At 27.8% G+C, this 25,708-nt stretch carries 30 protein-coding genes and 2 pseudogenes; 7 read left to right on the top strand and 25 right to left on the bottom strand.

What is annotated here, in order from left to right:
- Positions 1 to 100: 100 nt before the first annotated feature.
- The gene (locus tag AB8B23_RS05960; RefSeq protein ID WP_369713859.1) at positions 101 to 592 is read right to left on the bottom strand and encodes a hypothetical protein; all 492 of its coding nucleotides are present in this window, start codon (positions 590 to 592) and stop codon (positions 101 to 103) included.
- A 375-nt stretch (positions 593 to 967) separates the two neighbouring features.
- Between AB8B23_RS05960 and AB8B23_RS05955 the strand changes: the two genes are divergently transcribed.
- On the top strand, positions 968 to 3,181 hold the full coding sequence (locus tag AB8B23_RS05955; protein WP_369713858.1) for a heavy metal translocating P-type ATPase: 2,214 nt from the start codon (positions 968 to 970) through the stop codon (positions 3,179 to 3,181).
- 179 nt (positions 3,182 to 3,360) lie between these two features.
- Positions 3,361 to 5,070, top strand: coding sequence for a DEAD/DEAH box helicase (locus tag AB8B23_RS05950; RefSeq protein ID WP_369713857.1), 1,710 nt, complete (start codon positions 3,361 to 3,363; stop codon positions 5,068 to 5,070).
- 56 nt (positions 5,071 to 5,126) lie between these two features.
- On the opposite strand, the gene AB8B23_RS05945 is transcribed toward AB8B23_RS05950, so the two are convergent.
- The 8 genes and pseudogenes from AB8B23_RS05945 to AB8B23_RS05910 all read right to left on the bottom strand — a co-directional run.
- Entirely contained in the window at positions 5,127 to 6,089 is a 963-nt protein-coding gene (locus tag AB8B23_RS05945; RefSeq protein ID WP_369713856.1) for a DUF4300 family protein, read from the bottom strand.
- Positions 6,090 to 6,123: 34 nt separating this feature from the next.
- Entirely contained in the window at positions 6,124 to 6,666 is a 543-nt protein-coding gene (locus tag AB8B23_RS05940; protein WP_369713855.1) for a hypothetical protein, read from the bottom strand.
- A 433-nt stretch (positions 6,667 to 7,099) separates the two neighbouring features.
- Positions 7,100 to 7,939: a hypothetical protein gene (locus tag AB8B23_RS05935; protein WP_369713854.1), complete on the bottom strand. Its 840-nt coding sequence runs from the start codon at positions 7,937 to 7,939 to the stop codon at positions 7,100 to 7,102.
- Positions 7,940 to 7,970: 31 nt separating this feature from the next.
- On the bottom strand, positions 7,971 to 8,321 hold the full coding sequence (locus tag AB8B23_RS05930; RefSeq protein WP_039901540.1) for a hypothetical protein: 351 nt from the start codon (positions 8,319 to 8,321) through the stop codon (positions 7,971 to 7,973).
- Between the two features lie 35 nt (positions 8,322 to 8,356).
- Complete coding sequence (locus tag AB8B23_RS05925) at positions 8,357 to 8,896, bottom strand: DUF1003 domain-containing protein (RefSeq protein ID WP_369713853.1); 540 nt, start codon at positions 8,894 to 8,896, stop codon at positions 8,357 to 8,359.
- A 297-nt stretch (positions 8,897 to 9,193) separates the two neighbouring features.
- The gene (locus AB8B23_RS05920; RefSeq protein WP_369713852.1) at positions 9,194 to 9,730 is read right to left on the bottom strand and encodes an ISAs1 family transposase; all 537 of its coding nucleotides are present in this window, start codon (positions 9,728 to 9,730) and stop codon (positions 9,194 to 9,196) included.
- Positions 9,727 to 9,903: a transposase family protein gene (locus AB8B23_RS05915; protein ID WP_369713851.1), complete on the bottom strand. Its 177-nt coding sequence runs from the start codon at positions 9,901 to 9,903 to the stop codon at positions 9,727 to 9,729. Before AB8B23_RS05915 ends, AB8B23_RS05920 begins: the two co-directional genes overlap by 4 nt.
- 428 nt (positions 9,904 to 10,331) lie before the next feature.
- A pseudogene (locus AB8B23_RS05910) lies at positions 10,332 to 10,549 on the bottom strand (ISLre2 family transposase); the annotation flags it as partial.
- Between the two features lie 151 nt (positions 10,550 to 10,700).
- Here AB8B23_RS05910 and AB8B23_RS05905 point away from each other — a divergent pair.
- Positions 10,701 to 11,018 carry a hypothetical protein gene (locus AB8B23_RS05905; protein ID WP_369713910.1) on the top strand — a complete coding sequence of 106 codons (318 nt, stop codon included), beginning with the start codon at positions 10,701 to 10,703 and terminating at the stop codon, positions 11,016 to 11,018.
- Positions 11,019 to 11,516: 498 nt separating this feature from the next.
- On the opposite strand, the gene mscL is transcribed toward AB8B23_RS05905, so the two are convergent.
- The 3 genes from mscL to AB8B23_RS05890 all read right to left on the bottom strand — a co-directional run bounded on the left by mscL (position 11,517) and on the right by AB8B23_RS05890 (position 13,241).
- Complete coding sequence (gene mscL / locus AB8B23_RS05900) at positions 11,517 to 11,918, bottom strand: large-conductance mechanosensitive channel protein MscL (RefSeq protein ID WP_021743898.1); 402 nt, start codon at positions 11,916 to 11,918, stop codon at positions 11,517 to 11,519.
- Between the two features lie 447 nt (positions 11,919 to 12,365).
- Positions 12,366 to 12,833 (bottom strand): transposase, encoded by a 468-nt coding sequence (locus tag AB8B23_RS05895; protein WP_369713909.1) that lies wholly within the window; start codon positions 12,831 to 12,833, stop codon positions 12,366 to 12,368.
- Between the two features lie 54 nt (positions 12,834 to 12,887).
- The gene (locus AB8B23_RS05890) at positions 12,888 to 13,241 is read right to left on the bottom strand and encodes an IS630 transposase-related protein (RefSeq protein WP_369713850.1); all 354 of its coding nucleotides are present in this window, start codon (positions 13,239 to 13,241) and stop codon (positions 12,888 to 12,890) included.
- A gap of 51 nt (positions 13,242 to 13,292) precedes the next feature.
- On the opposite strand from AB8B23_RS05890, the gene AB8B23_RS05885 reads away from it, so the two are divergent.
- The 4 genes and pseudogenes from AB8B23_RS05885 to AB8B23_RS05870 form a co-directional block, all read left to right on the top strand.
- Positions 13,293 to 14,138: an ISAs1 family transposase gene (locus AB8B23_RS05885; protein ID WP_369713908.1), complete on the top strand. Its 846-nt coding sequence runs from the start codon at positions 13,293 to 13,295 to the stop codon at positions 14,136 to 14,138.
- A complete protein-coding gene (locus tag AB8B23_RS05880) occupies positions 14,123 to 14,377 on the top strand; it encodes a hypothetical protein (RefSeq protein WP_369713849.1) in 255 nt (84 codons plus the stop codon). The genes AB8B23_RS05885 and AB8B23_RS05880 overlap by 16 nt, the downstream gene beginning before the upstream one ends.
- 142 nt (positions 14,378 to 14,519) lie before the next feature.
- A complete protein-coding gene (locus AB8B23_RS05875; protein WP_369713848.1) occupies positions 14,520 to 14,690 on the top strand; it encodes a hypothetical protein in 171 nt (56 codons plus the stop codon).
- Between the two features lie 212 nt (positions 14,691 to 14,902).
- Positions 14,903 to 15,178 (top strand): annotated as a pseudogene (locus AB8B23_RS05870) (transposase); the annotation flags it as partial.
- Positions 15,179 to 15,373: 195 nt separating this feature from the next.
- Here the strand turns inward: AB8B23_RS05870 and AB8B23_RS05865 are convergent.
- From AB8B23_RS05865 to AB8B23_RS05805, 13 genes are all read right to left on the bottom strand, one after another.
- Positions 15,374 to 15,514, bottom strand: coding sequence for a hypothetical protein (locus AB8B23_RS05865; protein ID WP_369713847.1), 141 nt, complete (start codon positions 15,512 to 15,514; stop codon positions 15,374 to 15,376).
- A gap of 52 nt (positions 15,515 to 15,566) precedes the next feature.
- On the bottom strand, positions 15,567 to 16,148 hold the full coding sequence (locus AB8B23_RS05860; RefSeq protein ID WP_369713846.1) for a hypothetical protein: 582 nt from the start codon (positions 16,146 to 16,148) through the stop codon (positions 15,567 to 15,569).
- 28 nt (positions 16,149 to 16,176) lie between these two features.
- Positions 16,177 to 16,659 (bottom strand): hypothetical protein, encoded by a 483-nt coding sequence (locus AB8B23_RS05855; protein WP_071124683.1) that lies wholly within the window; start codon positions 16,657 to 16,659, stop codon positions 16,177 to 16,179.
- A gap of 27 nt (positions 16,660 to 16,686) precedes the next feature.
- Entirely contained in the window at positions 16,687 to 17,304 is a 618-nt protein-coding gene (locus AB8B23_RS05850) for a hypothetical protein (RefSeq protein WP_369713845.1), read from the bottom strand.
- Positions 17,305 to 17,528: 224 nt separating this feature from the next.
- Positions 17,529 to 17,900, bottom strand: a complete 372-nt coding sequence (locus AB8B23_RS05845) for a hypothetical protein (protein ID WP_369713844.1) — start codon at positions 17,898 to 17,900, stop codon at positions 17,529 to 17,531.
- Positions 17,901 to 17,949: 49 nt separating this feature from the next.
- On the bottom strand, positions 17,950 to 18,318 hold the full coding sequence (locus AB8B23_RS05840) for a hypothetical protein (RefSeq protein WP_369713843.1): 369 nt from the start codon (positions 18,316 to 18,318) through the stop codon (positions 17,950 to 17,952).
- A gap of 49 nt (positions 18,319 to 18,367) precedes the next feature.
- Positions 18,368 to 19,579 (bottom strand): hypothetical protein, encoded by a 1,212-nt coding sequence (locus AB8B23_RS05835; RefSeq protein WP_369713842.1) that lies wholly within the window; start codon positions 19,577 to 19,579, stop codon positions 18,368 to 18,370.
- 102 nt (positions 19,580 to 19,681) lie between these two features.
- A complete protein-coding gene (locus AB8B23_RS05830; protein ID WP_369713841.1) occupies positions 19,682 to 20,872 on the bottom strand; it encodes a hypothetical protein in 1,191 nt (396 codons plus the stop codon).
- A gap of 140 nt (positions 20,873 to 21,012) precedes the next feature.
- The gene (locus AB8B23_RS05825; protein WP_369713840.1) at positions 21,013 to 21,744 is read right to left on the bottom strand and encodes a PepSY domain-containing protein; all 732 of its coding nucleotides are present in this window, start codon (positions 21,742 to 21,744) and stop codon (positions 21,013 to 21,015) included.
- Positions 21,745 to 21,801: 57 nt separating this feature from the next.
- A complete protein-coding gene (locus AB8B23_RS05820; RefSeq protein WP_369713839.1) occupies positions 21,802 to 23,241 on the bottom strand; it encodes an ATP-binding protein in 1,440 nt (479 codons plus the stop codon).
- Positions 23,234 to 23,920: a response regulator transcription factor gene (locus tag AB8B23_RS05815; RefSeq protein ID WP_021744513.1), complete on the bottom strand. Its 687-nt coding sequence runs from the start codon at positions 23,918 to 23,920 to the stop codon at positions 23,234 to 23,236. The genes AB8B23_RS05820 and AB8B23_RS05815 overlap by 8 nt, the downstream gene beginning before the upstream one ends.
- 105 nt (positions 23,921 to 24,025) lie before the next feature.
- On the bottom strand, positions 24,026 to 24,544 hold the full coding sequence (locus AB8B23_RS05810; protein WP_369713907.1) for a type III toxin-antitoxin system ToxN/AbiQ family toxin: 519 nt from the start codon (positions 24,542 to 24,544) through the stop codon (positions 24,026 to 24,028).
- 276 nt (positions 24,545 to 24,820) lie between these two features.
- Positions 24,821 to 25,564 carry an epoxyqueuosine reductase QueH gene (locus AB8B23_RS05805; protein WP_369713838.1) on the bottom strand — a complete coding sequence of 248 codons (744 nt, stop codon included), beginning with the start codon at positions 25,562 to 25,564 and terminating at the stop codon, positions 24,821 to 24,823.
- Between the last annotated feature and the right edge of the window lie 144 nt (positions 25,565 to 25,708).

Here is a 25,708-nt window from a genome sequence, read left to right as displayed (position 1 = left end):
ATTTTTAAATTTTGATATTTTTTTGAAAATTAAAAAGACAGTACTTTTTAATAATAGATTAACTAATAATGAGTTAATATTAAAAAGCCTGTGCTTGTATTTATTTTTTATTTACCTTATCTGCTTCTATTGGATATATGTCTTCAATATAAAATCTATCTTTGGTTACTTCTTCTGTATCGCTTCGTGAGGCTCCCTCGTCTGGCCACTTATTACCAGTAAATGGAACATTTATAATTTCTGCATTTTTTTCGTATTCTAAAGTGATTCCTGGTTTTAAAACAGAGACATCGCTCTTTTCTAATTTTGTATTTAAAAATTTTTTTACATTTGAAACTATATTCTTTTGCTCAATTTTAGCTTCTCTATAAATTGCCATATTAGCTCCGTATTCTAAAGCTACATTTTTATAAGTTATTCCATTAATAACACAAGTGTCGTAAAATCTGGTAAAAGTTCCTGAACCGCTTCCGCTATCTGCAGATTTTCCTGAAATTCCTTTACAGTAACTTCCCTTCTGTACTTTTATGTTTTGCGAAAAACTTAACATCCCAAATGATAATAATGCTCCTAAAACTAATTTTTTCATCATAAGTCATTCCTTTCTAAATATTTATTTTATAGAATATTTTTTATAAAATTTCTAAGTATTACATTAAATTTTTAATAATTGTTGTTTTTTCAAATTCAAAATATATTACACTAAAAAAACATTTCTTATTATTGAAAAAATAAATGTATAAATATAATCTAATAAATTATATCATAAAAATCTGAGAATATTCTTTTTCTTAAATAGAAAATTAAAAAATTTTTTTAATGGTTTAAATTATAATAAATTAACTTTGAGATTAATCAAAAAAATATGTTGACAATAAATATTAAATATAGTAAAATAAATATATGAATAAATGTTCATACGTTTAAATAAAATAAATTTGATAAATAAAAAATGGAGGTTAAGTTCATGAAAACTAATGAATGCACATTGTTTATTGAAGGGGTAGACTGCCCAAATTGTGCTGCTAAGATTGAACGTAAATTAAATACATTGCAAAGGATTAAGGCAGCTACTGTTGATTTCCTTGGAAAACGAGTTATTATAGAATCTGAGAATTTTTCACAAGATGAACTGGTGAAATTTATTCAAGATGAGGTAAGTAAAATTAAGGACGGAGTAAAGATTTCTACCAAAAAACTTCATGCCCATAGCCATGATCATTCGCATTCTCATGCACACTCTCATGATCACAGCCACTCTCACACTCATGGAGAAGAGGATACTGATAAAATAAAGAAAAAATTATTAATTGGTGGAATTTTATTTGTTTTAGGAATTTTTATTCCAAAAACTTTATTTATTCCTAAATTAGCTGTATTTCTAATAAGTTATTTCATAATCGGTGGTGATGTACTGCTGTCTGCTGTAAAAAATATTTTGAAGGGGCAAGTTTTTGATGAAAACTTTTTGATGGCGATTGCTACAGTTGGGGCATTTGCTATTGGAGAATACCCTGAAGGTGTGGCTGTTATGTTATTCTATCAGCTTGGAGAACTGTTTCAAGGCATTGCAGTTAATAATTCAAGAAAATCTATTATAGCGTTAATGGACATTCGTCCTGATTATGCAAATCTTAAAACTGATAATGGAATAAAAAAAGTAAATCCTGAAGAAATAAAAGTTGCTGACATTATTGTAGTAAAACCAGGAGAAAAAGTACCTTTAGATGGAAAAATTATAAATGGAAATTCAACTTTTGACACTTCTGCACTAACAGGAGAATCACTTCCTCGTGAAGCAAAAACAGGGGATAATGTCCTAAGTGGATTTATAAATAAAACAGGTCTTGTGGAAATTGAAGTTGTAAAAGTGTTTTCAGAATCAACTGTTTCCAAAATACTTAACTTGGTGGAAAATGCAAGCAGTAAAAAATCAAAAACAGAAAACTTTATTACAAAATTTGCAAAATATTATACTCCAGCAGTTGTAATAACAGCTTTAATTATGGCAATTTTCCCTCCATTATTAATTTCAGGTGCAACATTTACAGACTGGATTTATCGTGCTTTAATTTTCCTTGTTGTATCTTGTCCATGTGCTTTGATTATCTCTATTCCATTAGGATTTTTTGGCGGAATTGGTGGTGCTTCAAAACATGGGATTCTGGTAAAAGGTGCAAATTATCTAGAAGCACTGAATGATGTGGAAAGTGTCGTTATGGACAAGACTGGAACTTTGACAAAAGGTGTCTTCAAAGTTACTGAAATAAACGTTGAAAATAATGTAAAAATAAATGATTTTGAAAATAATAAAACTGATTTGACACAATCTTTATTATTAAAATATGCTGCACATATTGAAAAATTTTCGAATCATCCTATTGCACAGTCAATAGTTTCTGAATATGAAAATTCTGCTACAAAAATTGATGAAAGTATTATAAAAGATTTTGAAGAAATTTCAGGATTTGGAATAAAAGCTAACATAAATAACCATCAGATTTTGGCTGGAAATTCTAAATTGATGAACTTGGAAAATATTAAATTTACTGAAAAAGAAAATCTAGGAACTGTAATTTACATTGCGTTTGATGGACAATATATCGGAAATATCCTGATTTCTGATGAAATAAAAGTAGATTCTCCAAAAGCAATCAAGGGAATGAAAGCAAACGGAATCAAGGAAATTGTAATGCTTACTGGCGATAACAATGCAATTGGTAAAAATATTGCTCAAAAACTTGGAATTGACAAAGTTTTTGCTGAGCTGCTTCCAAATGAGAAAGTTGAAAAGCTGGAAGAAATTTACAAGACTAAAAGTGAAAAAGGGAAAGTTGTATTCGTAGGAGATGGAATAAATGATGCTCCTGTGCTTGCCAGAGCTGATATCGGAATCGCAATGGGAGGTGTCGGAAGTGATGCCGCCATCGAAGCTGCCGATGTTGTAATAATGAACGATGAACCTTCAAAAATTGTAACTGCTATGAAAATAGCTAAAAAAACTAAAACAATTGTATGGCAAAATATCACTTTAGCATTTGCTGTAAAATTAATAATTCTAATTCTAGGGCTTTTTGGGGATGCAACAATGTGGGAAGCTGTATTTGCAGACGTTGGTGTTGCTTTGCTTGCTGTATTGAATGCAACTAGAGTCTTGAAATATAAAGTTGATGAAAACTAGATAAATCAGCATTCAAATAATTTTTTTCCTATCTTTAAAATCCATTTATTATACTTTATAAAAATAAATTTCAAAAATAAGTACAAAAAGGTAAAAAGTGTGGTATAATGATATGTACAAAAAATTTTTTAAAATTAATAAGTATAAATATAAAATGAAAGAAGGTAAATAAAAAAGTAATGCAAAGATTTGAAGATTTTGGATTAAGTACAGAGATGCTTAATGCTTTAAGTAAAAAAGGATTTGAGGAGCCAAGTGAAATACAAAAATTGGTAGTCCCTGAATTATTAAAGGAAAGAACGCACTTAATAGGACAAGCTCAGACAGGAACAGGAAAAACAGCCGCATTTGGTATTCCAATTTTAGAAACAATTGAAGCTGATAAAACAGTTAGAGCTTTAATTTTAGCTCCAACAAGAGAACTTGCCAATCAAGTTGCCGATGAAATTTATTCATTAAAAGGAACAAAGGATTTAAAAGTGCTTGCTGTTTATGGTGGGGCTTCAATAGAAAACCAGATAAAAAAATTAAAATCTGGAATAGATATTGTTGTTGGAACACCTGGACGTATAATGGACTTAATGAGAAAAAAAGTACTAAAAGTTGACAATTTAGATTATTTTGTATTGGATGAAGCCGATGAAATGCTAAATATGGGATTTTTGGAAGACATCGAAGCAATTTTAGAAAAAACTAACGATGAGAAAAAAATGTTATTCTTCTCAGCAACAATCCCTAAAGCAATTATGGCGATTGCCAAAAGATTTATGCCAGAACACAAATTATTAAAAGTTGAGAAAAAAGAACTTACTACTAATTTGACTGAACAAATTTACTATGAGGTAAAACAGGAAGATAAATTTGAAGCTTTATGCAGAGTTCTTGATTATGAACAAGATTTTTATGGAATTGTATTTTGCCGTACAAAATCTGAAGTAGATGATGTTACAAATAAATTAAAAGCTCGAAACTACGATGCAGAGTGTATTCATGGAGATATTACCCAAGCACTTAGACAAAAAGCACTTGATTTATTCAAGAAAAAAATATTGACAATATTAGTTGCAACAGATGTTGCTGCACGTGGAATTGACGTAAGTAATCTGACACACGTTATTAACTACTCTATTCCGCAAGAAGCCGAGTCTTATGTTCATAGAATAGGTAGAACAGGTCGTGCCGGTCAAAAAGGTATCGCAATAACATTTGTAACTCCAAGAGAAGCTAGCAAGCTTGCTCAAATTAAACGTATCACAAAAACAGACATTAAGAGAGAAAATATTCCAAACGTAGAAGAAATTTTAGAAGCAAAAAAAGAAGCATTAATTGCTTATGTAGATGAAATCATTAAAGAAAACGATTTTGATGCATACTCAGAACTAGCTGAAAAATTAATAGATGGAAGAGATCCAAAACAAGTTCTTGCTTCTGTATTAAGACATGTTTATGAAGACGAATTCTTGCCTGATAATTATAATGAAATCGAAGATGTAAAAGTCAAAATTAATGATAAGACAAGACTATTTATTGCACTTGGAAGCAAAGATGGCTACAATGTAGGAAGATTGCTTGACTTATTAAATAAAAAAGCAAAAACACCAGGAAGAAAAGTAAAAGATGTAAAAATTATGGATAAATATTCTTTTATTACAGTTCCATTACAAGAAGCAGAATACATAATGCGTGCTTTAAATTCCAAAAAAGATGCCAAACCACTTGTTGAAGAAGCTACAGGAGGAAGAAACGGTGGAGAAAAGTCTAGCAAAAAATCAGATAAAAGAAGAAATAGAAAAGGAAGAAAAAAATCTTCCAATAAAAAGTCATCAAAAGGAAAGAAAGATAGCAAAAAAGATAAAAAAGATAAAAAAACTAAAAAAGCAAAAAAATAGTATCAAAAAAACTCAGAAGATAAATTTGTTTTCTGAGTTTTTATTTTTTATTATTTCTAACTTTTATTATTTGGATTATTTCTATATTCCTTTAACAATTCATCATTTTCCATAATAAATGGTCTAGCAACTGGCTGTCCCCAAGCAGTATCGTATTTATTCATAAGATAATCATTCAATTCTGTCCTATTATTAAATTTCAATACTTGGTAAGGTTGCTGAAATGCCAATTTTTCAATAAACATTAATTTTCCATCCTTTTCAGGAATCAAAATTCCAACATGCCCAATAAATAAAATATTTTCTTGTGGCTCATCATTAAAATGGAAAAACACAGAAATCATTGATATTTTACTATTTTTATTAAATGTAACTCCTCGCTCTTTCCAAACATTTTTTACATTTTCAACGTGAACTTTCACATCTTTAGTAGCTTTCGTAGGAATTTCTGAAAATAAATTAACAAATTTGTCTTTTTCATTTTTAGAAAATAACTCAAATGGCATATTTTTTAGCGATTCTACATCCATAAAAAGCATTTCTCCAGTTTTTACAACAGGTTTTTCTACTTTTACATAATCTTTCATAAAAGTAAATGCAGTTATTCGACAATTAAATCCTGGAAAGTTTTTATTTTTTTTATCCCAAATTTTTTGTATAGCAACTTCATCATAGGTCGGATTTATATTGTTAGAATTAATAAATCCTGATTTTATAAGCCCTTCATTTTGCGTTGCCTCATTATAATAATTCACACTTTTGAAAAAGAGATTTATACTATTTGAATCAATTCCAGCATTTTCTAAACTTTCCTTAACTTTTTGCTGGGTATCTTTATCTGCTAAATTTGAATAATTTATACTTTTTAAATACTCTTTTGTCAAATTTTCTGTAACTTTTTCGTTTTTAGATATATTCTGACTTTTCAAATTATTAATCTTACTATCATTTTTTTTAGAACATCCTACAGTGAGTACAGCCATTAATGTTAAGATTAATACCAATCTTTTATTTTTCATTTTATCACCATTCTATTAGTTTTTTTATATTATTCTATGATTTACTGTTTACATTAAAACTTTTACTATTTGTAAAATAATTTGCTTTATCTTGTGAAATTGATATTTTTAGACTTTCAAGGTTTTCCTGTGCAGATTCCTTATTAGAATTTTTATCTTCAGCAAGTTCTAAATAAAGATATTTCCCATTTTTTGCTTCTACATTGTCATCTATCTTGTCACTTGTGTATATTTTTGAAACTTCTCTATTTATCTTAGTTTCAGTTGTATTAACTATTGGTTCATCTTCTTCATCTCCAATATTATTTTTGGAAATGCTCTTTTGAGTAATAGTAACTGCATTTTTTGATAATTTTTCACTTTTTATTGTTTTATCAAATTCAATAATTACAGCCTTCACCTTTTTTCCAGAACCTTTTTTCTCTGTTACTGCTGTTACATTTTTTATATTATCTAAACTCAAATTTTCCTTATCTGCAATTTTTATATCAATATGATTATCGTTACTTTCAGTCAAAATCACAAGTCCAACTAAGCTAATCAAAGCTCCAAGCACTATATTTCCTATATTTTTCATAGTGAGTCCTCCTTTTAATTCAAATTTCTCTAATTGTATACCTTACTCTTTAATATTATACACTATATTTTTATTAATTTTTTGTTTTTTTCCTTAAAAATTCTTGTAACTTGCTATTGTTTTTCTAAGGAAAATTTTTATAGTAAAACTTCTTAAAAATTAGAATGAAAATTATGAATATTCTATCTGATACCAAATTTTATTTAAATAATAAATTTATTACAAACTTTCTTATTACTAAAATTAGTTTAAATAATCCAAAATAATAAATGCTGTTATCAAGCAAAATAATCTAATATTAAATTGTCAACTGACTTATAATAAAAAGCAAAAGGAACTATATCCATAAAGTAGAAATAACTCCTTTAATCAGTATTGTTTTTTATTTTGTATTTATAGTCAATCCGCTTGAATTAGAGTAAAAATCTATAATTTATTTTGATTTCTTTTGAAAATCATCAACTTTCTTCATAAGGCTATCCCACAGTTTATTCCCTTCTTGTATAGCCTGTTGTCCAATTTCACTATTTTTTACGTCATTTATACCTTTTTCAATATTTTTTAATACATCCAGCATTTTCTCAACATCAATTTGTTTTGAAGAATACAATTCCTTTCCTTTTTCAAGTAGCTTCGGACATTCTTTATCAAAAGCGGCATCCCCAGTTGGATTACATTTTGCTTTTTTAAATAAATTATTAGACTTTTTAACATTTTCTAAAGCTTTTTCTCCATTTTTAATTCCAGAATTTGTATCTTGTTTTTCCAAACTTTTTTTTAACATTTCTAATAAGCCTTCTGTATCTTTTTGGCTATCTGAAAACATCTTATCAATTCTAGCTTGTTCTCTTTTTACATTTTCCTGAACTTGTGCATCATTTGGATTTGAGATTATATTATTCTGAATAACTGGCGTTCCTTGATTCTGCTGATTTTGGTCTTGCTGATTCTGATTCTGATCTGTTGTAATTTGAGCCATTGTTCTTTCAGATTGCTGTTGAACTCGCATATTGTCAGAATTTTCATTTTCATATAAATAAAAGCTATAAAATCCTCCTCCAAGCAAAGCTATAAGCGACAAATAGAATAATCCTTCAATAACTTTATCATTCATTGTCTTTGTATCCTTTATTTTCCCAATTGCTTCATGTTTTCCAAGTCCTTGCTCATCCATATATTCTTTCATTAATTTTTTATTTTCAATCATTTTTTTTACAACTGGTATTCCTGTTGCAACAACAATAACCAATGCAAATATTACGAATAACATCATATCCATTCCTCTTTTCTTTTAATTTCAATTTTTAATCAAAAAAGATACAAATCCACACACAACAAGGTTCTTTACTTGTGTAACTTACCCTGTGCCGTTCTCCCTTATTGATTAATACAGTATCTCCTCTTACTAATTGTAGTTTTTTATTATTAGTATTTCTTTGATTTTTCATTATATTTTCTTTATAATCATTGCTTTCAAAATATTCAATTTCAGCTTTACCCTGAATTAAAATTACAAATTCATTTTTATCTGATTCCTGCCAATCCGTTGTCTGTCCAGTTGAAATAATTTTTTCAATTTTAACATTTTCATTCTCAGTCAAAATCCTTACAACTTCCTCTTTTTCAGACAAATCTTTTAAATCAAAAATATTCATTTTCCTCATTTCTTTCTAAAAAACAGCAAATAAAGTTAGTAATGCTTATTTCTACCCTTTTCAGAAATATCAATAAATTTATATTCTTTTTTTTCTTTTATTGGTGGAACTTTTCGTCTTTTTTCAAGTTCTTGAACACGTTTTACAATCTCATCCTGCTTTTCAATTAAATCATCTAGTTTATAATGCATATCTTCTATTATAATTTCATTTTTTAAATTAACTTTATAATCATTTTCAGATTTTTTCTCATCGATTTTCTTTTTTTTGTTCTGATTAAAAATTATAATTGAACAAAAAATTAACATAATAAAAGATAAAATAGCATTCATTATTACAAATGAATATGGGTTAAATTGACCTTTTAAAAAAAAGAATATATCTACTACAATCCACACTAAAACAAATATTATCACAAAAAGAATAAATCTAGTGCTTCCTGCAAAATTTGAAACTTTATATGAAAATTTTCTTTTTTCCTCTTCTTCTTCTTTTATAACTTTAGAAACCTTCTGTTCTAGCAGCATGTGGATAATCTCTTCTCTTTTTACTTCATCATCCACTTCCTTTAACATATCTTTTAGTGTTTCTTCTTTTTCATTTTTTATTTTTTTGGTTTGTTTCTATATTTGATGCTATATTTTCACTTCTTGTCTTACTCTTTTGTTCTTCAATATCACTTTTCAATTTTTTACTTCCCTCCTTCTACACTCTCCATCTGTATGATACCATTTTCAGAAAAAAATACAAGTATATAAATATTCACGACACGACAAACGCATGAATATTTTAAACTATTTCTTTATATTTATCCATTTTTTTTACAACAGCATTTCTATATATCAAAAAATAATTTTAAGTATCTTCTTATATTATCTCTTTATCCTTCTGCTAAATTTCTTTCTGAACGGCAGTTCTTCCAGTATTGAGATTGCTAATTTCCTTAGAATATTTAAGTTTCTTGCCGCATTTTTGTTTAATGTCTTATTTGCATCTTCTCTGAATGTCACATCCAGTATCCAATGATAACTTTCTATTGCCCAATGTCCTCTTACCGCTCTTACAAATTCTTCCACTCCCCCTGCTGTATTCGTTATGTAATATCTTTTCTGTTCCTGATTTTTTCCATTTTCTTCTGTTGTTAAAATTGATGCACCTATCCCTTTTACTTCCTTCCATTCCTTATTTCTTTTAATAAGCCATTCTGTTTCTTCAGTATAGTAATATTCCCTAGTTTTCAGCCGCCCCCTTTGCTTTTCTGTTTTCCTGCTGTACATTCCTTCTTCCTTTAATTTTTTTCTGAATTCCTTGTCAGCAAAGTAATCTTCTATATCTTCTTTTAAAGTCTTCTGGTTCCCTTTTACCTGGAGACAGAAATAGCCCTTCTTTTTCCTATCTATTTTTATCATTTCTTTCTGGGTTCCTCAATCTCTTCCCAATATTCAACATTCGCAAGCATAGCAAAAAGAGTAATCACAACAATGTCACTTAACTTGTGTTTTATTTTTAAAGTCTGTCTTTTGTCCTCTATTTGAGTAATATGTATTAACAATTCTTTTAGATTTTGGTTATTTTCCGACATGTTTACCAGCTTCTTTCATAAAATATCTCAGTAATATTATACCTTTTTTTTAGATTTTTTTCATGCGTTTGTCGTGATAAATATTTTTGATAAACATAGATTGTAAAATATATTGCGACAATCATAAAAAATACAATAATCCTTTTTTGACTGCTTTTTTTAATCCTTCTGCTTTGTGATATTTCTTTTAGAACTTCCCTCATTCAACATTATTGTTTCCTTAAATATGGAATGTTTGTATTTTTTTCTGTTTTTCCTACAGTTTGCAAAAGTGGTATAACACTCTTATTCTTATCTTACCCTTTTGATCTACTCGCTAGGAACCTTGAACAAGGACTTCCGTTCTTGAGACTATGTAATTCTCTTCAGTATAGATTTTTCTTATTTTCTCAAGATACTCTGATACTTCTTCAATCCCACGATGTATTTTCTATATGGCCCTCATCAATCTCCATATATACTGGCAAACTGTCATCCTTTTCAAACCTTCCAATATCAAGCTTTAGCATTTCAAAGGAATTGACAAGGTTATACACGGTAGCTCTTGAGACATCGTAAGTTTTTGCAATAAATGAGGCTACAGTATAATGATATTCAAAAAAATCAGCTCCTCGAAAAGCTGTATGCACCGTTTAAGCCCAATTTTCAAGGCCCGAAAGGAGGGTTACAACCGCACATACGATTCAATGTGCAGGAGAATAAGGAGAATGAAGAATAATGTAAAAGAAAAGCCTAAAAAGACGCATAAAAGAAAAAAGAATATTAAATAGGCAAAGTACTCAGGAGAAAGAGTACAGATAGACATAAAATATGTTCCAGAAGAATGTATACAGTTTGACATACATGACCAGAAGTACTATCAGATAACGGCACTGGATGAATATACAAGAAAAAGAGTGCTAAGGATAGCAGATGAGAAAAACACCTATCAGACCTCAAAATTTCTTGAGAATCTGGAAAAAGATCTGGGGTTTGACATAAAGAATGTTCAGACAGACAATGGAAAGAAATTCACAAATTTAGAAAGCGAGAAGAAAACACTGTTTGAACTGAAACTGGAGGAGGAAGGGAAAGTGAAAAAAGCCATAGACTTGACAGCAATACTACGCAGATAAAAAATTCAAAAGCAAGGAAGAGCTGTTAACAGCAGTAAGGAAATACAATACTAGATACAATAACATATCAAGAAAAGTATTAGGCTTCAGGAGTCCAAATGAAGTGTTAAAAGAGTACAATGAAAATCAGTAGGTAAAAAAACTACATTAAGAAAAAAGCATTTTTTTAATATATTTATGTAACAAATGTTTGACTTCTATACAATGAAAGGAAATATAATTTTATGGGTAAGTTAACAAAAGAATAGAAGATTGAAACTTATGAAAGAGAGAAAAAAGATGACTCATATGGAAAGCTATCTAAATATTATCAGGTTAAACAATGCTATATCGAATATTTAGTCGAACTGCTTAAATCTCATAGTTTGAAAATTTTGGAAAAAAGAAATTTTAGAAGATATTGATTGGAGGAGCTGGAAAATGCGGAATATACAGCAAAACTTACAAATAGAAAAACGGAAGCAAATCTAATATAAATAACTTCCGATTATTATTTTATTATTTATTTTTCAAAATATCTCTAATTTCAGCCAATAATGTTTCTTCTTTTGTTGGAACAGCTTCAATAACTTCTTCTGCAGTTTTGGCAACAGGTTTTCTTAATTTATTTACAAATTTTACCATTAAGAAAATAACAAATGCCATAATTAGAAAATTGACTACATTTTGAATAAATAATCCATATTTTACCGCAGCTTCTGGAGTTGTTTCAGTAGCAGGAGTAATAACTATTTTTAAATTTGAGAAATCAATTTTCCCTAAAATAATTCCAATAATAGGCATAATTATATCATCAACTAATGAAGTTACTATTTTTCCAAAAGCGGCACCAATAATAACTCCAACTGCTAAATCCATTACATTCCCTTTTGAGATAAATTCTTTGAATTCTTTAAACATTAAAGTAATTCTCCTTTCAAAATTTTATACCGTTTATTATAATATATTTTTTTTAAAATTGCAACTTTTTTATTTAGAGAGCATAGCAAATGCACGAATATTTTAAACTATTTCTTTATATTTATCCATTTTTTTAACAACAGCATTTCTATATATCAAAAAATAATTTTAAATATCTTCTTATATTATCTCTTTATCCTTCTGCTAAATTTCTTTCTGAACGGCAGTTGTTTTGCTAATTTTCTTAAAATATTCAATATCCTTTTTATTTTTTATCTTCCCTTAAAATTTTTAATTCCATCCATTTTGTCAAGAGAACTTCTGTAACTTCACGACAAACGCATGAAAAAAATCTAAAAAAAAGGTATAATATTACTAAAGAAGCTGTTAAACATGTCGGAAAATAACCAAAATCTAAAAGAATTGTTAATATATAGTAAAACCTATTTAAAACTGAACTAATTTATTAAATAAAACAGAAGTAACTGCTTCTTCTAGTGTATTAAAATTATGAGCTATGTCTTTTAATTTTTTCTTCATATTAGCCCATAATTTTTCTATTGGATTTAAATCCAGAGAATACGGCGGAAGAAATAATAGACAATGTCCCGTCCCCTTTATTATCTTTTCTAATATATTCTTTCTATGAAATCTCGCATTATCCATCACTATTAGAACTCTCTTCCCTAATTTTTCAATATCTCTTAAAAGTATTTCCCTGAACCATTCTTCAAAAAATTCACTTTCCATTGTTTCCCTGTATATCATACTTCCTATCAGTGCATTCCCTATTTTTCCGGTAACCAGATTTATTCTTGAATATCTTAATCCTCTTTTCTTCCCTTCAACATATATTCCCCTTTTACTCCAGCCGTATTCACGGTAGTAATATTCGTCAAAGTCTGTTTCATCAATATAGATTATTTCTCTGCCTGAACCTGCTTCTGATAATTTTTTTTAAATATCTATTTACTTTTTTCTCGTCCTGCTCCCTGTATTTTGTCTGTTTTTTTTTCTTGTGTATCCTAATTTTTTCAGTGCCACTCTCACTGTCTCCTTTCCACAGCCAAAATCTTTTGCTATTTCACGGATGTATTTATCTACATTCTCTGGATTTTTCATATATTCATCAAGTTTTTCAGGATCAAGCACCTTAAATTTTCTTTTCCGTATTCTTGATGAAAGATCTCCTGTTTCCTTCTTAAGTTTTATCCATCTGTACAATGTGCTGGAACTTATGTTGAACTGAAATAATGTTTTTGTTTTTCCATTTTCGTAATAAAAATTTAAAATTCTTTTTCTATAATCTTTTTCATATGCCATAAAGTTATTATACCATATTTTTAGGTCGGTTTTGTATAAGTTTCACTATATATTACTCAAATAGAGGACAAGCAACAGGCTTCAAAAATAAAACACAAGTTAAGTGACATTGTTGTGATTACTCTTTTTGCTATGCTTGCGAATGTTGAATATTGGGAAGAGATTGAGGAATTTGGGAAACTGTATCTTAAAACATTAAAAAGATACTTGGAGCTGCCGCATGATACTATTCAAAGAGTCATGGCTACAATAGAGCCTGAAGTTACAGAAGTTCTTTTGACAAAATGGATGGAGCTAAAAATTTCCGGGGAATATAAAAAAATAAGAAAAATATTGAATATTGATGGGAAATTTTTAAACGGAATGAAGAATAAAAACAACAGCCCATTAGACATAGTATCTGCGTATTCTAAAGAAGATGGAATCTGTTATTCACAAGTGGCGGTTGAAGGAAAAGGGAATGAGATAGAAGTGATATTACGTCTGCTTGATAAAATCTCAGTAAAGGAATGTATAGTTACAATAGATGCGATAGGAACCCAGAAAGAAATCATAAAAAAGATAGGAAAGAAGAAGGGCTATTTCTGTCTCCAGGTAAAAGGGAACCAGAAGACTTTAAAAGAAGATATAGAAGATTACTTTGCTGACAAGGGATTCAGAAAAAAATTAAAGGAAGAAGGAATGTACAGCAGGAAAACAGAAAAGCAAAGGGGTCGACTGGAAACTAGGGAATATTACTATACTGAAGAAACAGAATGGCTTATTAAAAGAAATAAGGAATGGAAAGAAGTAAAAGGGATAGGCGCATCAATTTTAACAACAGAAGAAAATGGAAAAAAGCAGGAACAGAAAAGGTATTACATAACGAATATAGAAGGGGAGTGGAAGAATTTGTAAGAGCGGTAAGAGGACATTGGGCAATAGAAAGTTATCATTGGATACTGGATGTGACATTCAGAGAAGATGCAAATAAGACATTAAACAAAAATGCGGCAAGAAACTTAAATATTCTAAGGAAATTAGCAATCTCGATACTGGAAGAACTGCCGTTCAGAAAGAAATTTAGCAGAAGGATAAAGAGATATATCATATCATTAGATATAAGAAGATATTTAAAATTATTTTTTGATATATAGAAATGCTGTTGTTAAAAAAATGGATAAATATAAAGAAATAGTTTAAAATATTCATGCATTTGTCGTGCTGTAACTTCAGGATCTATTGTAGTCATGCCTTTGAATAGACCTACTCGATAACCTTGTATAAAGAACAATACTAGTGATGAAAATGATAAATGATGTTGAAAGAATAAAAAAACTTAAGAAAGAAAACTATCAGAAAATTTTTGGTATTAAAAATAACACTTTTGAACGAGGTATCCACTTAAGAGGCGGACATCCGTCAAAACTGTCTGTTCTTGACGGGTTTATAATTATGATTTCGTATTAAGAACTATGGAAAATATTGCCTTTGAATATGGCGTTATAAAAAGTACCATCTGTAAGTGTGTTAAATAAACTGAGAACATACTGATAAAAAGCGGGGAGTTTTCTTTGTCTAAAAAGAGGAGCTTGTCAGGGACACTGAGATAGAGGTTGTACTGGTTGACGCTACAGAATGCGAGATTGAGCACCCTAAAAAAATAGCGGAAATATTACTCAAGAAAAAAGAAAAAGTACATGATAAAGGCTCAGATAGTGGCAGATGAAAAATATCTGAGGATACTTAACGTCTCATTTTCACATGGAAGCGTTCATGACTTTAAGCTATTCTGTAAAAGCTGCATGCATTTTTTTAAAAATATACTTTTAATTGCTGACAAAGAATACATAGGCATGAATAAGATACACAGTAACAGCTTGATACCTAAAAAATTGACAAAAAGGAACAAATTAACTAAAGAGAATAGAAAATTTCAAAGCGGAGAGTCTACATAGGGCATGTGAATAGGCATATCAAGAAATTCAGGATAGTGTCTAAACGTTACAGAAACAAGAGAAGAAAATTTTCCATGAGATTCTCGTTGATTTGTACAATTTATAATTTTGAACTATAGGTTGTCGAATAAGTCTAATTATTTTTTTGAATTATACAACAATAAAGATTCTTTACACTTTTTATATTCATTTTTTTTAAATCTTACCTATATTATTTTTGTAAGCTTCAATTATTTTTACATATTCTTCATCTAATGTTGCTGAATAAAAGATTGATGAATACAATTTATTTTCAGAAAAAGCAAAACTATTAAACTGCCTTTTCACGTCTAACAAATCTTCCACATCTGCATAATAATAGACAGCATAGAAATTTTATTTTTTATTTCTATTTTGATTCATCAATTAACCATTTTCCATTTTGTTTTACAAGTTTTAATGTTATCTCTGTTCCACCTTGATGACCTTTTCTACCATCAACAACAAAATCTTCTTCGTATTTATCTTTTAAATAAACTGTTTTAGACTTAGAATCATATTTTTTCAATTGAAATCCACTTTCTTCTCTTATATCTATTATTCCTGATCCTAATAAGGCATCATAGTCATAATCAATATCGTCATTTTCTTTTAAAAATTTCTCATCAGCAGGAGATAATTTTCCTTCAAGTGATTTTTGACTTAATTCTATATATTTTTCTCTTCTTCGGTATTCTTTTCTGAATTTTTCTGTAATTGGAGCTTTTGCAAGCCATTTATCAAGCTCATCAGGATCTCTAATTTCTATATATTCATTCATAAAGTTTATTGCTGTATTTATCGCTTCTTTATCCTCACTACTTAATTTTGTATTTGCCTGATTACTTTCTTTAACTGTTTTTTGAACTTTACCTACTTTTGATTTATTTCTTGTAACCGCCATTCCTAAACTTGCTACGATTAACATAGCTATTCCTACTTTTTTTAACATTTTTATCACTCGCTTTCATTTTTTATATTTATTCATAATTTTTCAAACTATTGTTTAATTTTCCAGCACTATAAAGAGCAACATTTATAAATGTATGGTCTACTACTCTATATATTTCGATTATTTTTTTTGAATTATATAATAATAATGCTCCTTTACGCTCTTTTATATTCATTTTTTCTTTAGAAATCTTATTTATATTTTTTTTATAAGCTTCAATTATTTTTGCATGTTCCTCATCTGTTGTTACTGAATCAAAGATTGTTGAATACAACTTATTTTCAGAAAAAGCAAAGCTGTTAAATTGTCTTTTTACACCTAACGGATCCTCTACATTTGCATAATAATAAACAGCATAACTACCATTATCGTGTGAATTTGACAACGGTTCACTTTTCACAATATTTCTCAATTCTTTTGGAGAAATTTCAAAATTAATTTTATTTGTAACTTTTTCTCCAAATACTATTGCTGATAATAATAACATCATAAATAATAACATTTTTTTCATAATTAATTCTCCTTTATTTTTTTAAAATTATTTTATTTTTGATTCATCAATTAACCATTTTCCATTTTGTTTTACAAGTTTTAATATTATTTCTGTTCCACCTTGATAATTTTTTCTACCATCAATAACAAATTCTTCCTCATACTTATCTTTTAAATATACTGTTTTAGATTTGGGATCATATTCTTTCAATAAAAATTCACTTTCCTGTGCTAAATCTTCTATTCCTAATCCCAATAAAGGATCGTATTGATAATAGGAATATATATCGTTATTTTCTTTTAAAAATTTCTTTTCAGCAGGAGTTAATTTTTCTTTAGATGATTCACTTGTTACTGCATACAATTCTTTTTCCTTTAAATCTATATATTTTTCTTTTCTAAAATATTCCTTTCTAAATTTTTCTGTAATTGGAGCTTTTGCAAACCATTTATCGAACTCATCAGGGTTTTTTAATTGTATATATTCATTTGCAAAGTTTATTGCTATATTTATTATTTCTTTATCTTCATTGCTTAAGTTTTTATTTACCTGATTACTTTCTTTAAATGTTTTATGGAATTTAATTGGTTTTAATTCATTTGTTGTAGCTGCAATTCCTAAACTTGCTATAATTAACATTGCTATTCCTATTTTTTTTAGCATTTTTTATCCCTTGCTTTCATTTATATTGTTTTTAAATATTAATTTTATAATTAACCTGCTGGATAATATTCCAATACATTCTTTATATTACCATTTTTATCAGTAATTACAACCTTTTTAGATTTTTCATCAAATCCAAAGTATAATTTAGGATGTTTTTTCCCATTTTGACCAATATAGTTGTCTATATAATATATTCCTTTTACAGCTGTCTTTCTTATTTTTTAATATGAAACATAAGCTTCAGAATTTTCATCAAGACTTTCTTTAATGGTAAAAGCATTTAAATTTTTGATATTATTAAAATCTGATACTAATGGTAAACCATTTTCAGGTTTTTCATCATAATATGATGATAGATAAAAGTCATTGTTTTTAGCAGATTCTAATTTCCCTATTTTAAAGCTATATGTGTTATATACACCCTCTACACCATCTTTTTTATCCAACCAGCTAAAATTCATTATGCTGATTTCCTGTTCGGGAACTTTATTTTCTTTTTCAATTTTCTCCCAACTTTTTCCTGTTGTAGTAATTTTTGCTGCAAATGCCATTGCACTTAATACAAGCAATCCTGTTAAAACTAATTTTTTCATAAAAATCATCTCTCCTTTAAGTTTTAATTAACTATATTTTCCTGCATCGCTAATCTATAGACAGATAATCGCCTTCCCAGTCAATTCCTTTTTCCTTTGCATATTCAAAACTGTCTGTTTTAAGTTTACCAGTTTTTTTATTTACAGTATAACTGAACATACGAGGTTCAACTCTAGGATCTCCTCCACATTTTTCATTATCACTACGTACATCAACCTGAAAATCTTCCGCAGTTTCATCAATGTAAAATTTCATACACTTTGTTCCTAATTTACCACCAAGGTTATGCTTAATTATAGATTTTTTCACAGTTTTTACTGCTTCTTCCTCACTTTTTACAGGTGCGGCACTTAAAAAACTAGCACATAATAGCAAAAGAGTAAAAATTTCAATCTTTCTATTAAAAAACTTTTTCATAAAAATCATCTCTCCTTCAAGTTTTAATTTTATAACTTTTTTATTTAAACTAATACATAATTCGGCCTTGAATATATTGGCTTACGCTGTTATCCTTTTTTTCAATTAATTCTTTAAGTTTTTCCAAATCACTATTAAAAGCAGTATTTTTTATATCTGCTACATCTATTTTACTCAAAGTTTTTAATGCTTCTCCAAATTTTCCTAAACGACGTTCAGCTTCAGCTTTCAAAAATGCAGCTTCAAGATAATCATTTCTTTTAATATTTTTCATTTCCATGTTAATATTCTCTTTAAATGATTTATCGGTCATTTTTTCTAATTTGTCAGCATAACTTAGAGCTTTTTTCAAATCAGCTTCTGTTGCTAAATTATTTTTATCATAAACTTCGCCAATAATTCCTCCATGTTCATCCAGATAATGTAAAATAATCAACTTCCAATGTTTTGGCTGTGCTTTAAGAAATACTTCATCTATAGCTTCTTTATTACCTAAAGAACTATACAATTCTGCTTGCCTTAAAAGCTCCTGTCCCGAATAATGTCCATTATTTTTTCTAATTACTGCCTGTAAATAATTCAATGCCTTTTCCCTAAAAATTTTCTTTGCTTTCTCATCAATACCGATTTCATTATAATATTTATAACGATAACCACTTTCAGTCTTCTGCAAACTGGAAACGCTATAATAAAAATCAGTTATCTTTTCTAAATAAATATTTTTATCCTGTTTTTCTATCAGAGCATTTGCTTTATCGTATTCCCTGTTACTGATATACAAGTAAGCTAAACTCGATGGAAAACCATCTTTTTTTCCTGAAGATAAAGATTTTTCAAGATAATCTATCCCTTTTATCAAACTCTCCTTTAAAGTATCATTATTCTGAACATTTCTATTAATGTGTTCAATATATGATTTATAATATGTTTCCCCTATTTCTTTATCTGAAAATCCTCCTGCCATTTCATAAAATCTCCCTAAATAATACTCTTTAGGAGAATTTTGAGGAATAGCTTTATATTCTTTTGAGTTTATTATCTTTTCATATTTCTTCAATTCATCTTTTGTAAAATTTTCCTTAAACATTATAAATTTATTTTCTGGACATTGCTGTGGCAAACTTATACCAGCTGTAAACTTTTCATTCCCTACTGGGCAAATATATTCTTTAGTTGCTATTGTTATGGAAAAAGAATTTGAAGCACACATTATCAGTCCTGCTGTAATTAGTGCAGATAAATTTCTTTTTTTCCTTTTCATACTCAACTCCTTTCCCTTTAATAAATGTATTTTATCAAATGAACCTTAAAATTAACTGAAAATTTTTAAGAAATTTACAATATATTGAAAAAATTTCTAATATTAATACCTAATTGGTTCTGGAATATATTGCCTTACACTAATATCTTTCTTATTTATTCTTTCTTTAAGAATTTTAAAATCATAATCATAAAGCGTATCTTTAACATCTGTTAAATTTATTTTACTTAAAGTTTTTGATGCTTCTTCAAATTTTCCTAAACGACGCTCAGCTTCAGCTTTTAAAATTATAGATAGATTATATTGAATTTTATCAGCATTATTATTTTTAGAAATCATTTTTACTAATTTGTCAGCATAGTTTAGTGCTTTTTTTAAATTATCTTCTGTTGCTAATTTTTTTTCATCATAGACATCACCAATACTTATTACAGGCTCGTCTAAATAGTATGACACAATCAAACTCCAGTATTCTGATGGTGCTTTAGAAAATATTTCGTCAATTGCCTTTTCATTTCCCAAAGATTTGTATAAATCTACCAGTCTGAAAAGTTCTTTCTCTGAATAACGTCCTTTATTTTTCTTAATTACATCCTGTAAGTAATACAATGCTTTTTCTCTAAATTCTTTTTCTGTTTTTTTATCAATACTTTCCTTATTAAAATCCATATAGTCATAACCATAATAGTTTATTTGAGATTTTTCTATATCAGAGAGAGTGTAGTAAAAATTTGCTATTCTTTCCAAATGAACGTTCTTATCCTGTTTTTCCACTAAGGCATTTGCTTTATCAAATTCTTTGTTACTAATATATAAATAAGCTAGCTTCCAAGGAAATTCGCTTTTATTTTCCATAGGCAAAGATTTTTCAAGATAACTTATCCCTTTTGCCAAACTTTCCTTTAAAGTATTAGCATTTTCAAAATTCTCATTAATTTGTGCTGTATATGCTTTGTAATACGTTTCGCCTATTTCCTTATCTGAAAATCCGCCTGCCATTTCATAAAATCTCCCTAAATAATATTCTTTAGGCAAATTTTGGGGAATAGCCTTGTATTCTTTTGAATTTATTATTTTTTCATATTTTTTCAATTCTTCTTTTGTAAATCCATTCTTGAACATTACAAATTTGTTAGTCGGACATTGTGGCGAATAATCAATGCTGCTAAACTTTTCTTTTCCTATCGGACAAGTATAATCTTTTTTTATTGCTGGTATAGAAAATCCATTTGCAGCATAAAGTGTTAATCCTGTCATAACTAATACAGATAATTTTCTTGATTTCTTTTTCATAGTTCTCCTACTTTCTTATCATAACAATACTGTTTTAAAATTTGTATCAAAAGTTATGATATATTTAAGTTTAAAAAGATTCAAGTGTATTTTAGCAAATTAACCTTAAATTTAACTGAAAATTTTTACTTTTTTAGATTCTATTTTTTTAATTTCCATTTTAAAATTTTGCCTGTTGACAAATTAATTTTAAAATTATACTCTATATAATTGGCTTTTATTGTACCCTTATAAATTGATTTTTCAGCATCTATAAGAATAATTTCTTCAAATGAAGCATAATTCAGATCATCATAAACATTTTTCTTCAATTGCTCTAAAATGATATTTTCTACATTTTTTTCTTTCCTACTGAAGTTGTATTTAGCTCTGTAATAACTTTCTTCCTCAGTTATTCTTTTGCTAAATTCTAATTTACTCTGCATATCAGCATATGCATCAGGTTCAGTCTTTTGTTCTATTGGTGCTGGTGACGGTGCTACTGCTGGTGCATTTTTCGCTTGGAATGTTATATCTTTTCCAACGCCCCAACGAGAATCAGATATAAGTCTTTCAGTAGAACTATATGTGATTACTTTTCCTGTATTTGCATCAACATTATATCTATATCTTTTATTTTTATAATAAAATTCAATTGCATAAACATATTTTTTATTTTCTTTTTCTAAAATAAGTTTTGTCAATTTTGCATTATTTGAATGTATTTTAGAATGTTCAAAAACAATTTTTTTGGCTCTTTCCAAATTTATTTTCACTCTATTGTTTCTTATTGTTACAGTTGTTATTTCTGCAGAATACAAATTTATGTCAGCTGAAACAGACAACATTGCTAAAATTAAAAATGGTGTCATTCTTTTTTCTAGTATTTTCATTTTTTTTCCCTTTCTATAAATAAAAATATATTAATCAAAATAACCTATTTAGTTAGATTACAAAATTTTTTCAGGTAAGTAAAAAGTAAAAACAGTTCCTTTCCCTAACTCACTTTCTACCATAATCGTCCCTTTATGCTCTTCAATTATCCATTTTACAATAGAAAGCCCAAGTCCTGAATTATCAGTGGAACGGGAAGATTCAACCTGATAAAAACGATTCCAGATTTTATTAATATGTTCACTTGAAATTCCTATTCCATCATCAATAATTTGACATTTTATTTTTGATTTTTGTACATCAGTGTTTTCAGATTCATTTTCTATTTTATTTAAAATTATTTTTATTGTTCCATTTTCATTTCCATAAGTAATCGCATTTGAAATAAGATTTATAAAAACCCGTGTAAGCATATCTTTATCAACATCTGCAAAAATATCATTTTTTTCATCGTAAATAATTTTAATATTTTTTTCTTTAGCATAATTGCTTTCAACTTCAATAACTAACTGAATAATTTCATTCAAATTCTCATTCTTAATATTAAGTTTTTGATTTTTTTTATCCATTCTTGCAAGCATAAGCAGTTGAGAAATCAACGTTGACATTTTTTTAGATTTTTCCAAAATATTTTTTAATATATCTTCTGATTCTTCATTTAAATTCAAATATTTCAAGCTGTACTCACTTTGCATACGAATTGCTGAAAGTGGAGTCCTTAATTCGTGAGCCACATCCGATGTAAACTGAGCTTCCCTGTCAAACGCTTCTTGAAGACGGTTAAACATCTGATCAAAAGTTTCAGCCAAATCATAGATTTCCCTCTCTCCACTTTGTAAATTAATTCTTTGAGAAAGGTCATCCCCTCTCGAAATTTTGTTAACCGTTTTAACTATTTGCTCAATTGGGCTAAAAGATTTTTTTGTTATAAATTTTCCGCTTAAAATAGAAACAATTATTAAGAATGGAAATATAATAATAAATATTAAAATAATTAGTTCTATATTTTTTTCAAGGCTGGAAAAAGGTGTAATCCCTCTAATTAATATTTCTCCATGTCCGATAAAATTTTTCCTTATATCATAAACATACCATTTTGAATTTGAATTTTTTTGTTTTACTATTTTTACTTTATTGCTTTCATCAGAATTTTGAGAAACTTCTAAATCAATATCTGTATTTCCGTATATAAAGTTAAGATTTTTATCATAAATTGAAATAAAAATATCGTCGGTTATTACGCTAAGATTATTGTCAATTATTAACTCCCCATTTTCAAGTTCAATGCTCTTATTAATTTTTTCTACTGTTGTTTTAAGCCTTTTATAAACAGAATTTTTTACTGCAATAGAACTTATATAAAACATTGCTCCTAAAAAACACAGTACAATTATAATTATCATACTCGTATACCATAATGCAATTTTTGTTTTTATTGAAATTCTTTTTTTATTATTTATTTTATTAACAAAATTATTACTAGTATTCTTATTCATTTTCTTCCTTTAAGACGTATCCTACACCTCTTATTGTATGAATCAATTTAGGCGTAAAATCTGTATCAATTTTTTTTCTCAATAGCCTTATATGTACTTCAATCACATTACTATTTCTTTCAGAGTCAAAATCATAAATATGCTGCTCAATTTTTTCTTTGGAAATAACTCTTTTTTTGTTTCTTATCATATATTCCAGTACTGAAAATTCTTTTGGAGATAATTTTATCTTCTTTTCATCTCTATATACAGTGTGTGTATTACAGTCAACTGTAAGATTTGCTAATTTAAAAACATTTCCTACTGAATCAGATTTTATACTATTTTTTCTAAGAATTACACGAATACGTGCAAGCAATTCCTCAAAATCAAACGGCTTTATCAAATAATCATCAGCTCCATAATCCAGCCCTTTTACTCTATCCTGAACACTTTCTCTCGCAGTCAAAAATAAAACTGGTGTCTGTATCCCTTTATTCCGTATTCTCTTCAATACTTCAAACCCATCAAGTTTAGGCAGCATTATATCTAATATCAGAACATCATACTCCGTAGAAAAAATATAATCTAACGCTTCTTCTCCATCAAAACAGCTATCAACACTGTAATTTTCCTTTTTTAACGTTCTAGCTATAATATCGTTTATCATTCTCTCATCTTCTACAATCAAAATTCTCATCTTCTAAATCCTCATTCTTGTTATTTTATTTCTATTTAATTTCTTATATATACTCAAATCAGTTTAATATCATTCTATTAAATTAAATCTCTTCTAATTTTAATTTTAAAGTAATTTTGTTATGTATTCCTTTTTAAATTCTTTTGAAGCAGACTCCAACACCTTAAAGTTATTTACTCTTCTATACATTTTTTTCTGTGATTCACTCAATTCTTCGAAATTTTTTGTAAAAATATTATATATTTTTTCAGCTTTTGCAAATATAATATTTTTATTCTTTTCACAATATTTCAATTGATTTTTTAATAATCTAAAATATTTTATATCCTCTGTATTTAAACTTTTACTTAACATTTTTAAATCCAATTTTTTCCTACATAAATCATTATTAATAACTGGAATCATATTGTTAAAATTAATAATTCCTAAGTTATCTTTATCTATTTTGAAAAAATCTATATTAGTTTTCATTTTTTTATGTTTTTCTTTTGGAGAAGATAATGGTGCAAAATACTCCTTATTATTTATCTTAAAAACTATTCCTATAAATGGCCTGTTTACTTTTAGCGAAACTTTATTTTCATATATTCCTAAATACTTTAAATAACTTGATGTTAATGTTATAAAATTATAATTTACTTTTCCTTTCGTTCATTTAATCCCCTTTTTATTTAAAAAGGCGATACATAATAATATCGCCTAAAAATACCTTAAATATAATGATTAATAAATTAGGAAGACTTAGACTTGCTCGCTTCTATTATAACCTAACTTTTTAATACCTAACTTTTATTAATCCTTTTCAAGTACATTATATCTTATTCTTATTTATTTTTCAAGGCAAATTTTTAATTTTTTTATAATTTTCTAACAAATCAGTTTTTTAATATCTTCTAACTTCTATTTATACTGGTTTAAATCAATTCCTTGATCCATAGCTGCAAATATACATCCACAATAACATTGCCTATACACGTCATATTCTGCACACATATCGACAGAGCGTTTATATCCATTATTTTTCTTGAAATCGGATGGAAGATATTTTACATCAAAAATTTCCTGAATTTCCAGCCCTAATGTATTTATTAATTGACTATTCTTATGGGGACTCAATGTCAAGGCACTTCCAAAATAGTCAAATCCTAATTCCTGAGCTTTTTTCGCCACAATATCAAGCCTCATCTGAAAACAGACTGTACATCTTGCTCCACCTTCTTTTTCCTTTTCCAGTCCTTTCACAGCCTTATAAAAATCCATCGGCTTATACTCGTCCTCAATAAATCCAACGTTATTTCCAGTGCGTTCATTGAACCTCTTAATAAATTCTTCCTGTGCTAAGGCTCTTTTTACATATTCTGCTTTTGGATGAATATTATTATTTGCAAAAAGAACTGTAACATCTGCATACTGTGTTAAAAATTCCAAGGTATATGTACTACATGGAGCACAGCAGCTGTGAATTAATATTTTGGGACGAATATCCTTGTTTTCCCAATCTGAAATAAGTTTTGTTAAAATTGTATGATAATTAATTTTCTGATTAGGATTCATTCTCTCCAGAATTTCTTTTGCATTTTTTATATCTCTTTCAATATGACTTTCTCCATTTTCTATCTGTTCGATATTTTCATTATTTTTCATCAAATTAATTTCTCTCCTACTTTATAAGTTATATTCAAATTATATTCTGTTTAAATAGCTAAAAATAGTTAAAGTTATTTTTTAAATGAATTTTTAGTTGTAAATTTTTTTAAAATTATTATAAAATTAGACTTGCTTTTATAA

This window comes from Leptotrichia sp. HSP-342 (assembly GCF_041199995.1).
Taxonomy (GTDB): domain Bacteria; phylum Fusobacteriota; class Fusobacteriia; order Fusobacteriales; family Leptotrichiaceae; genus Leptotrichia; species Leptotrichia mesophila.
Note: the sequence above shows the minus strand (reverse complement) of the source record. Positions and strands in the feature narration are given on the sequence as shown.

Coding starts and splice junctions, on each gene's coding strand:
- AB8B23_RS05945 (WP_369713856.1), bottom strand. CDS start 6,089: ATGAAAAATAAAAGATTGGTATTAATCTTAACATTAATGGCTGTACTC.
- AB8B23_RS05825 (WP_369713840.1), bottom strand. CDS start 21,744: ATGAAAATACTAGAAAAAAGAATGACACCATTTTTAATTTTAGCAATG.
- AB8B23_RS05960 (WP_369713859.1), bottom strand. CDS start 592: ATGATGAAAAAATTAGTTTTAGGAGCATTATTATCATTTGGGATGTTA.
- AB8B23_RS05845 (WP_369713844.1), bottom strand. CDS start 17,900: ATGAAAAAATTAGTTTTAACAGGATTGCTTGTATTAAGTGCAATGGCA.
- AB8B23_RS05835 (WP_369713842.1), bottom strand. CDS start 19,579: ATGAAAAGGAAAAAAAGAAATTTATCTGCACTAATTACAGCAGGACTG.
- AB8B23_RS05830 (WP_369713841.1), bottom strand. CDS start 20,872: ATGAAAAAGAAATCAAGAAAATTATCTGTATTAGTTATGACAGGATTA.
- AB8B23_RS05950 (WP_369713857.1), top strand. CDS start 3,361: ATGCAAAGATTTGAAGATTTTGGATTAAGTACAGAGATGCTTAATGCT.
- AB8B23_RS05855 (WP_071124683.1), bottom strand. CDS start 16,659: ATGAAAAAAATGTTATTATTTATGATGTTATTATTATCAGCAATAGTA.
- AB8B23_RS05930 (WP_039901540.1), bottom strand. CDS start 8,321: ATGAATATTTTTGATTTAAAAGATTTGTCTGAAAAAGAGGAAGTTGTA.
- AB8B23_RS05850 (WP_369713845.1), bottom strand. CDS start 17,304: ATGCTAAAAAAAATAGGAATAGCAATGTTAATTATAGCAAGTTTAGGA.
- AB8B23_RS05925 (WP_369713853.1), bottom strand. CDS start 8,896: ATGTTAAAGGAAGTGGATGATGAAGTAAAAAGAGAAGAGATTATCCAC.
- mscL (WP_021743898.1), bottom strand. CDS start 11,918: ATGTTTAAAGAATTCAAAGAATTTATCTCAAAAGGGAATGTAATGGAT.
- AB8B23_RS05805 (WP_369713838.1), bottom strand. CDS start 25,564: ATGAAAAATAATGAAAATATCGAACAGATAGAAAATGGAGAAAGTCAT.
- AB8B23_RS05890 (WP_369713850.1), bottom strand. CDS start 13,241: ATGGCATATGAAAAAGATTATAGAAAAAGAATTTTAAATTTTTATTAC.
- AB8B23_RS05935 (WP_369713854.1), bottom strand. CDS start 7,939: ATGATGTTATTCGTAATATTTGCATTGGTTATTGTTGTTGCAACAGGA.
- AB8B23_RS05840 (WP_369713843.1), bottom strand. CDS start 18,318: ATGAAAAAGTTTTTTAATAGAAAGATTGAAATTTTTACTCTTTTGCTA.
- AB8B23_RS05915 (WP_369713851.1), bottom strand. CDS start 9,903: ATGTCGGAAAATAACCAAAATCTAAAAGAATTGTTAATACATATTACT.
- AB8B23_RS05815 (WP_021744513.1), bottom strand. CDS start 23,920: ATGAGAATTTTGATTGTAGAAGATGAGAGAATGATAAACGATATTATA.
- AB8B23_RS05940 (WP_369713855.1), bottom strand. CDS start 6,666: ATGAAAAATATAGGAAATATAGTGCTTGGAGCTTTGATTAGCTTAGTT.
- AB8B23_RS05920 (WP_369713852.1), bottom strand. CDS start 9,730: ATGATAAAAATAGATAGGAAAAAGAAGGGCTATTTCTGTCTCCAGGTA.
- AB8B23_RS05955 (WP_369713858.1), top strand. CDS start 968: ATGAAAACTAATGAATGCACATTGTTTATTGAAGGGGTAGACTGCCCA.
- AB8B23_RS05860 (WP_369713846.1), bottom strand. CDS start 16,148: ATGTTAAAAAAAGTAGGAATAGCTATGTTAATCGTAGCAAGTTTAGGA.
- AB8B23_RS05820 (WP_369713839.1), bottom strand. CDS start 23,241: ATGAATAAGAATACTAGTAATAATTTTGTTAATAAAATAAATAATAAA.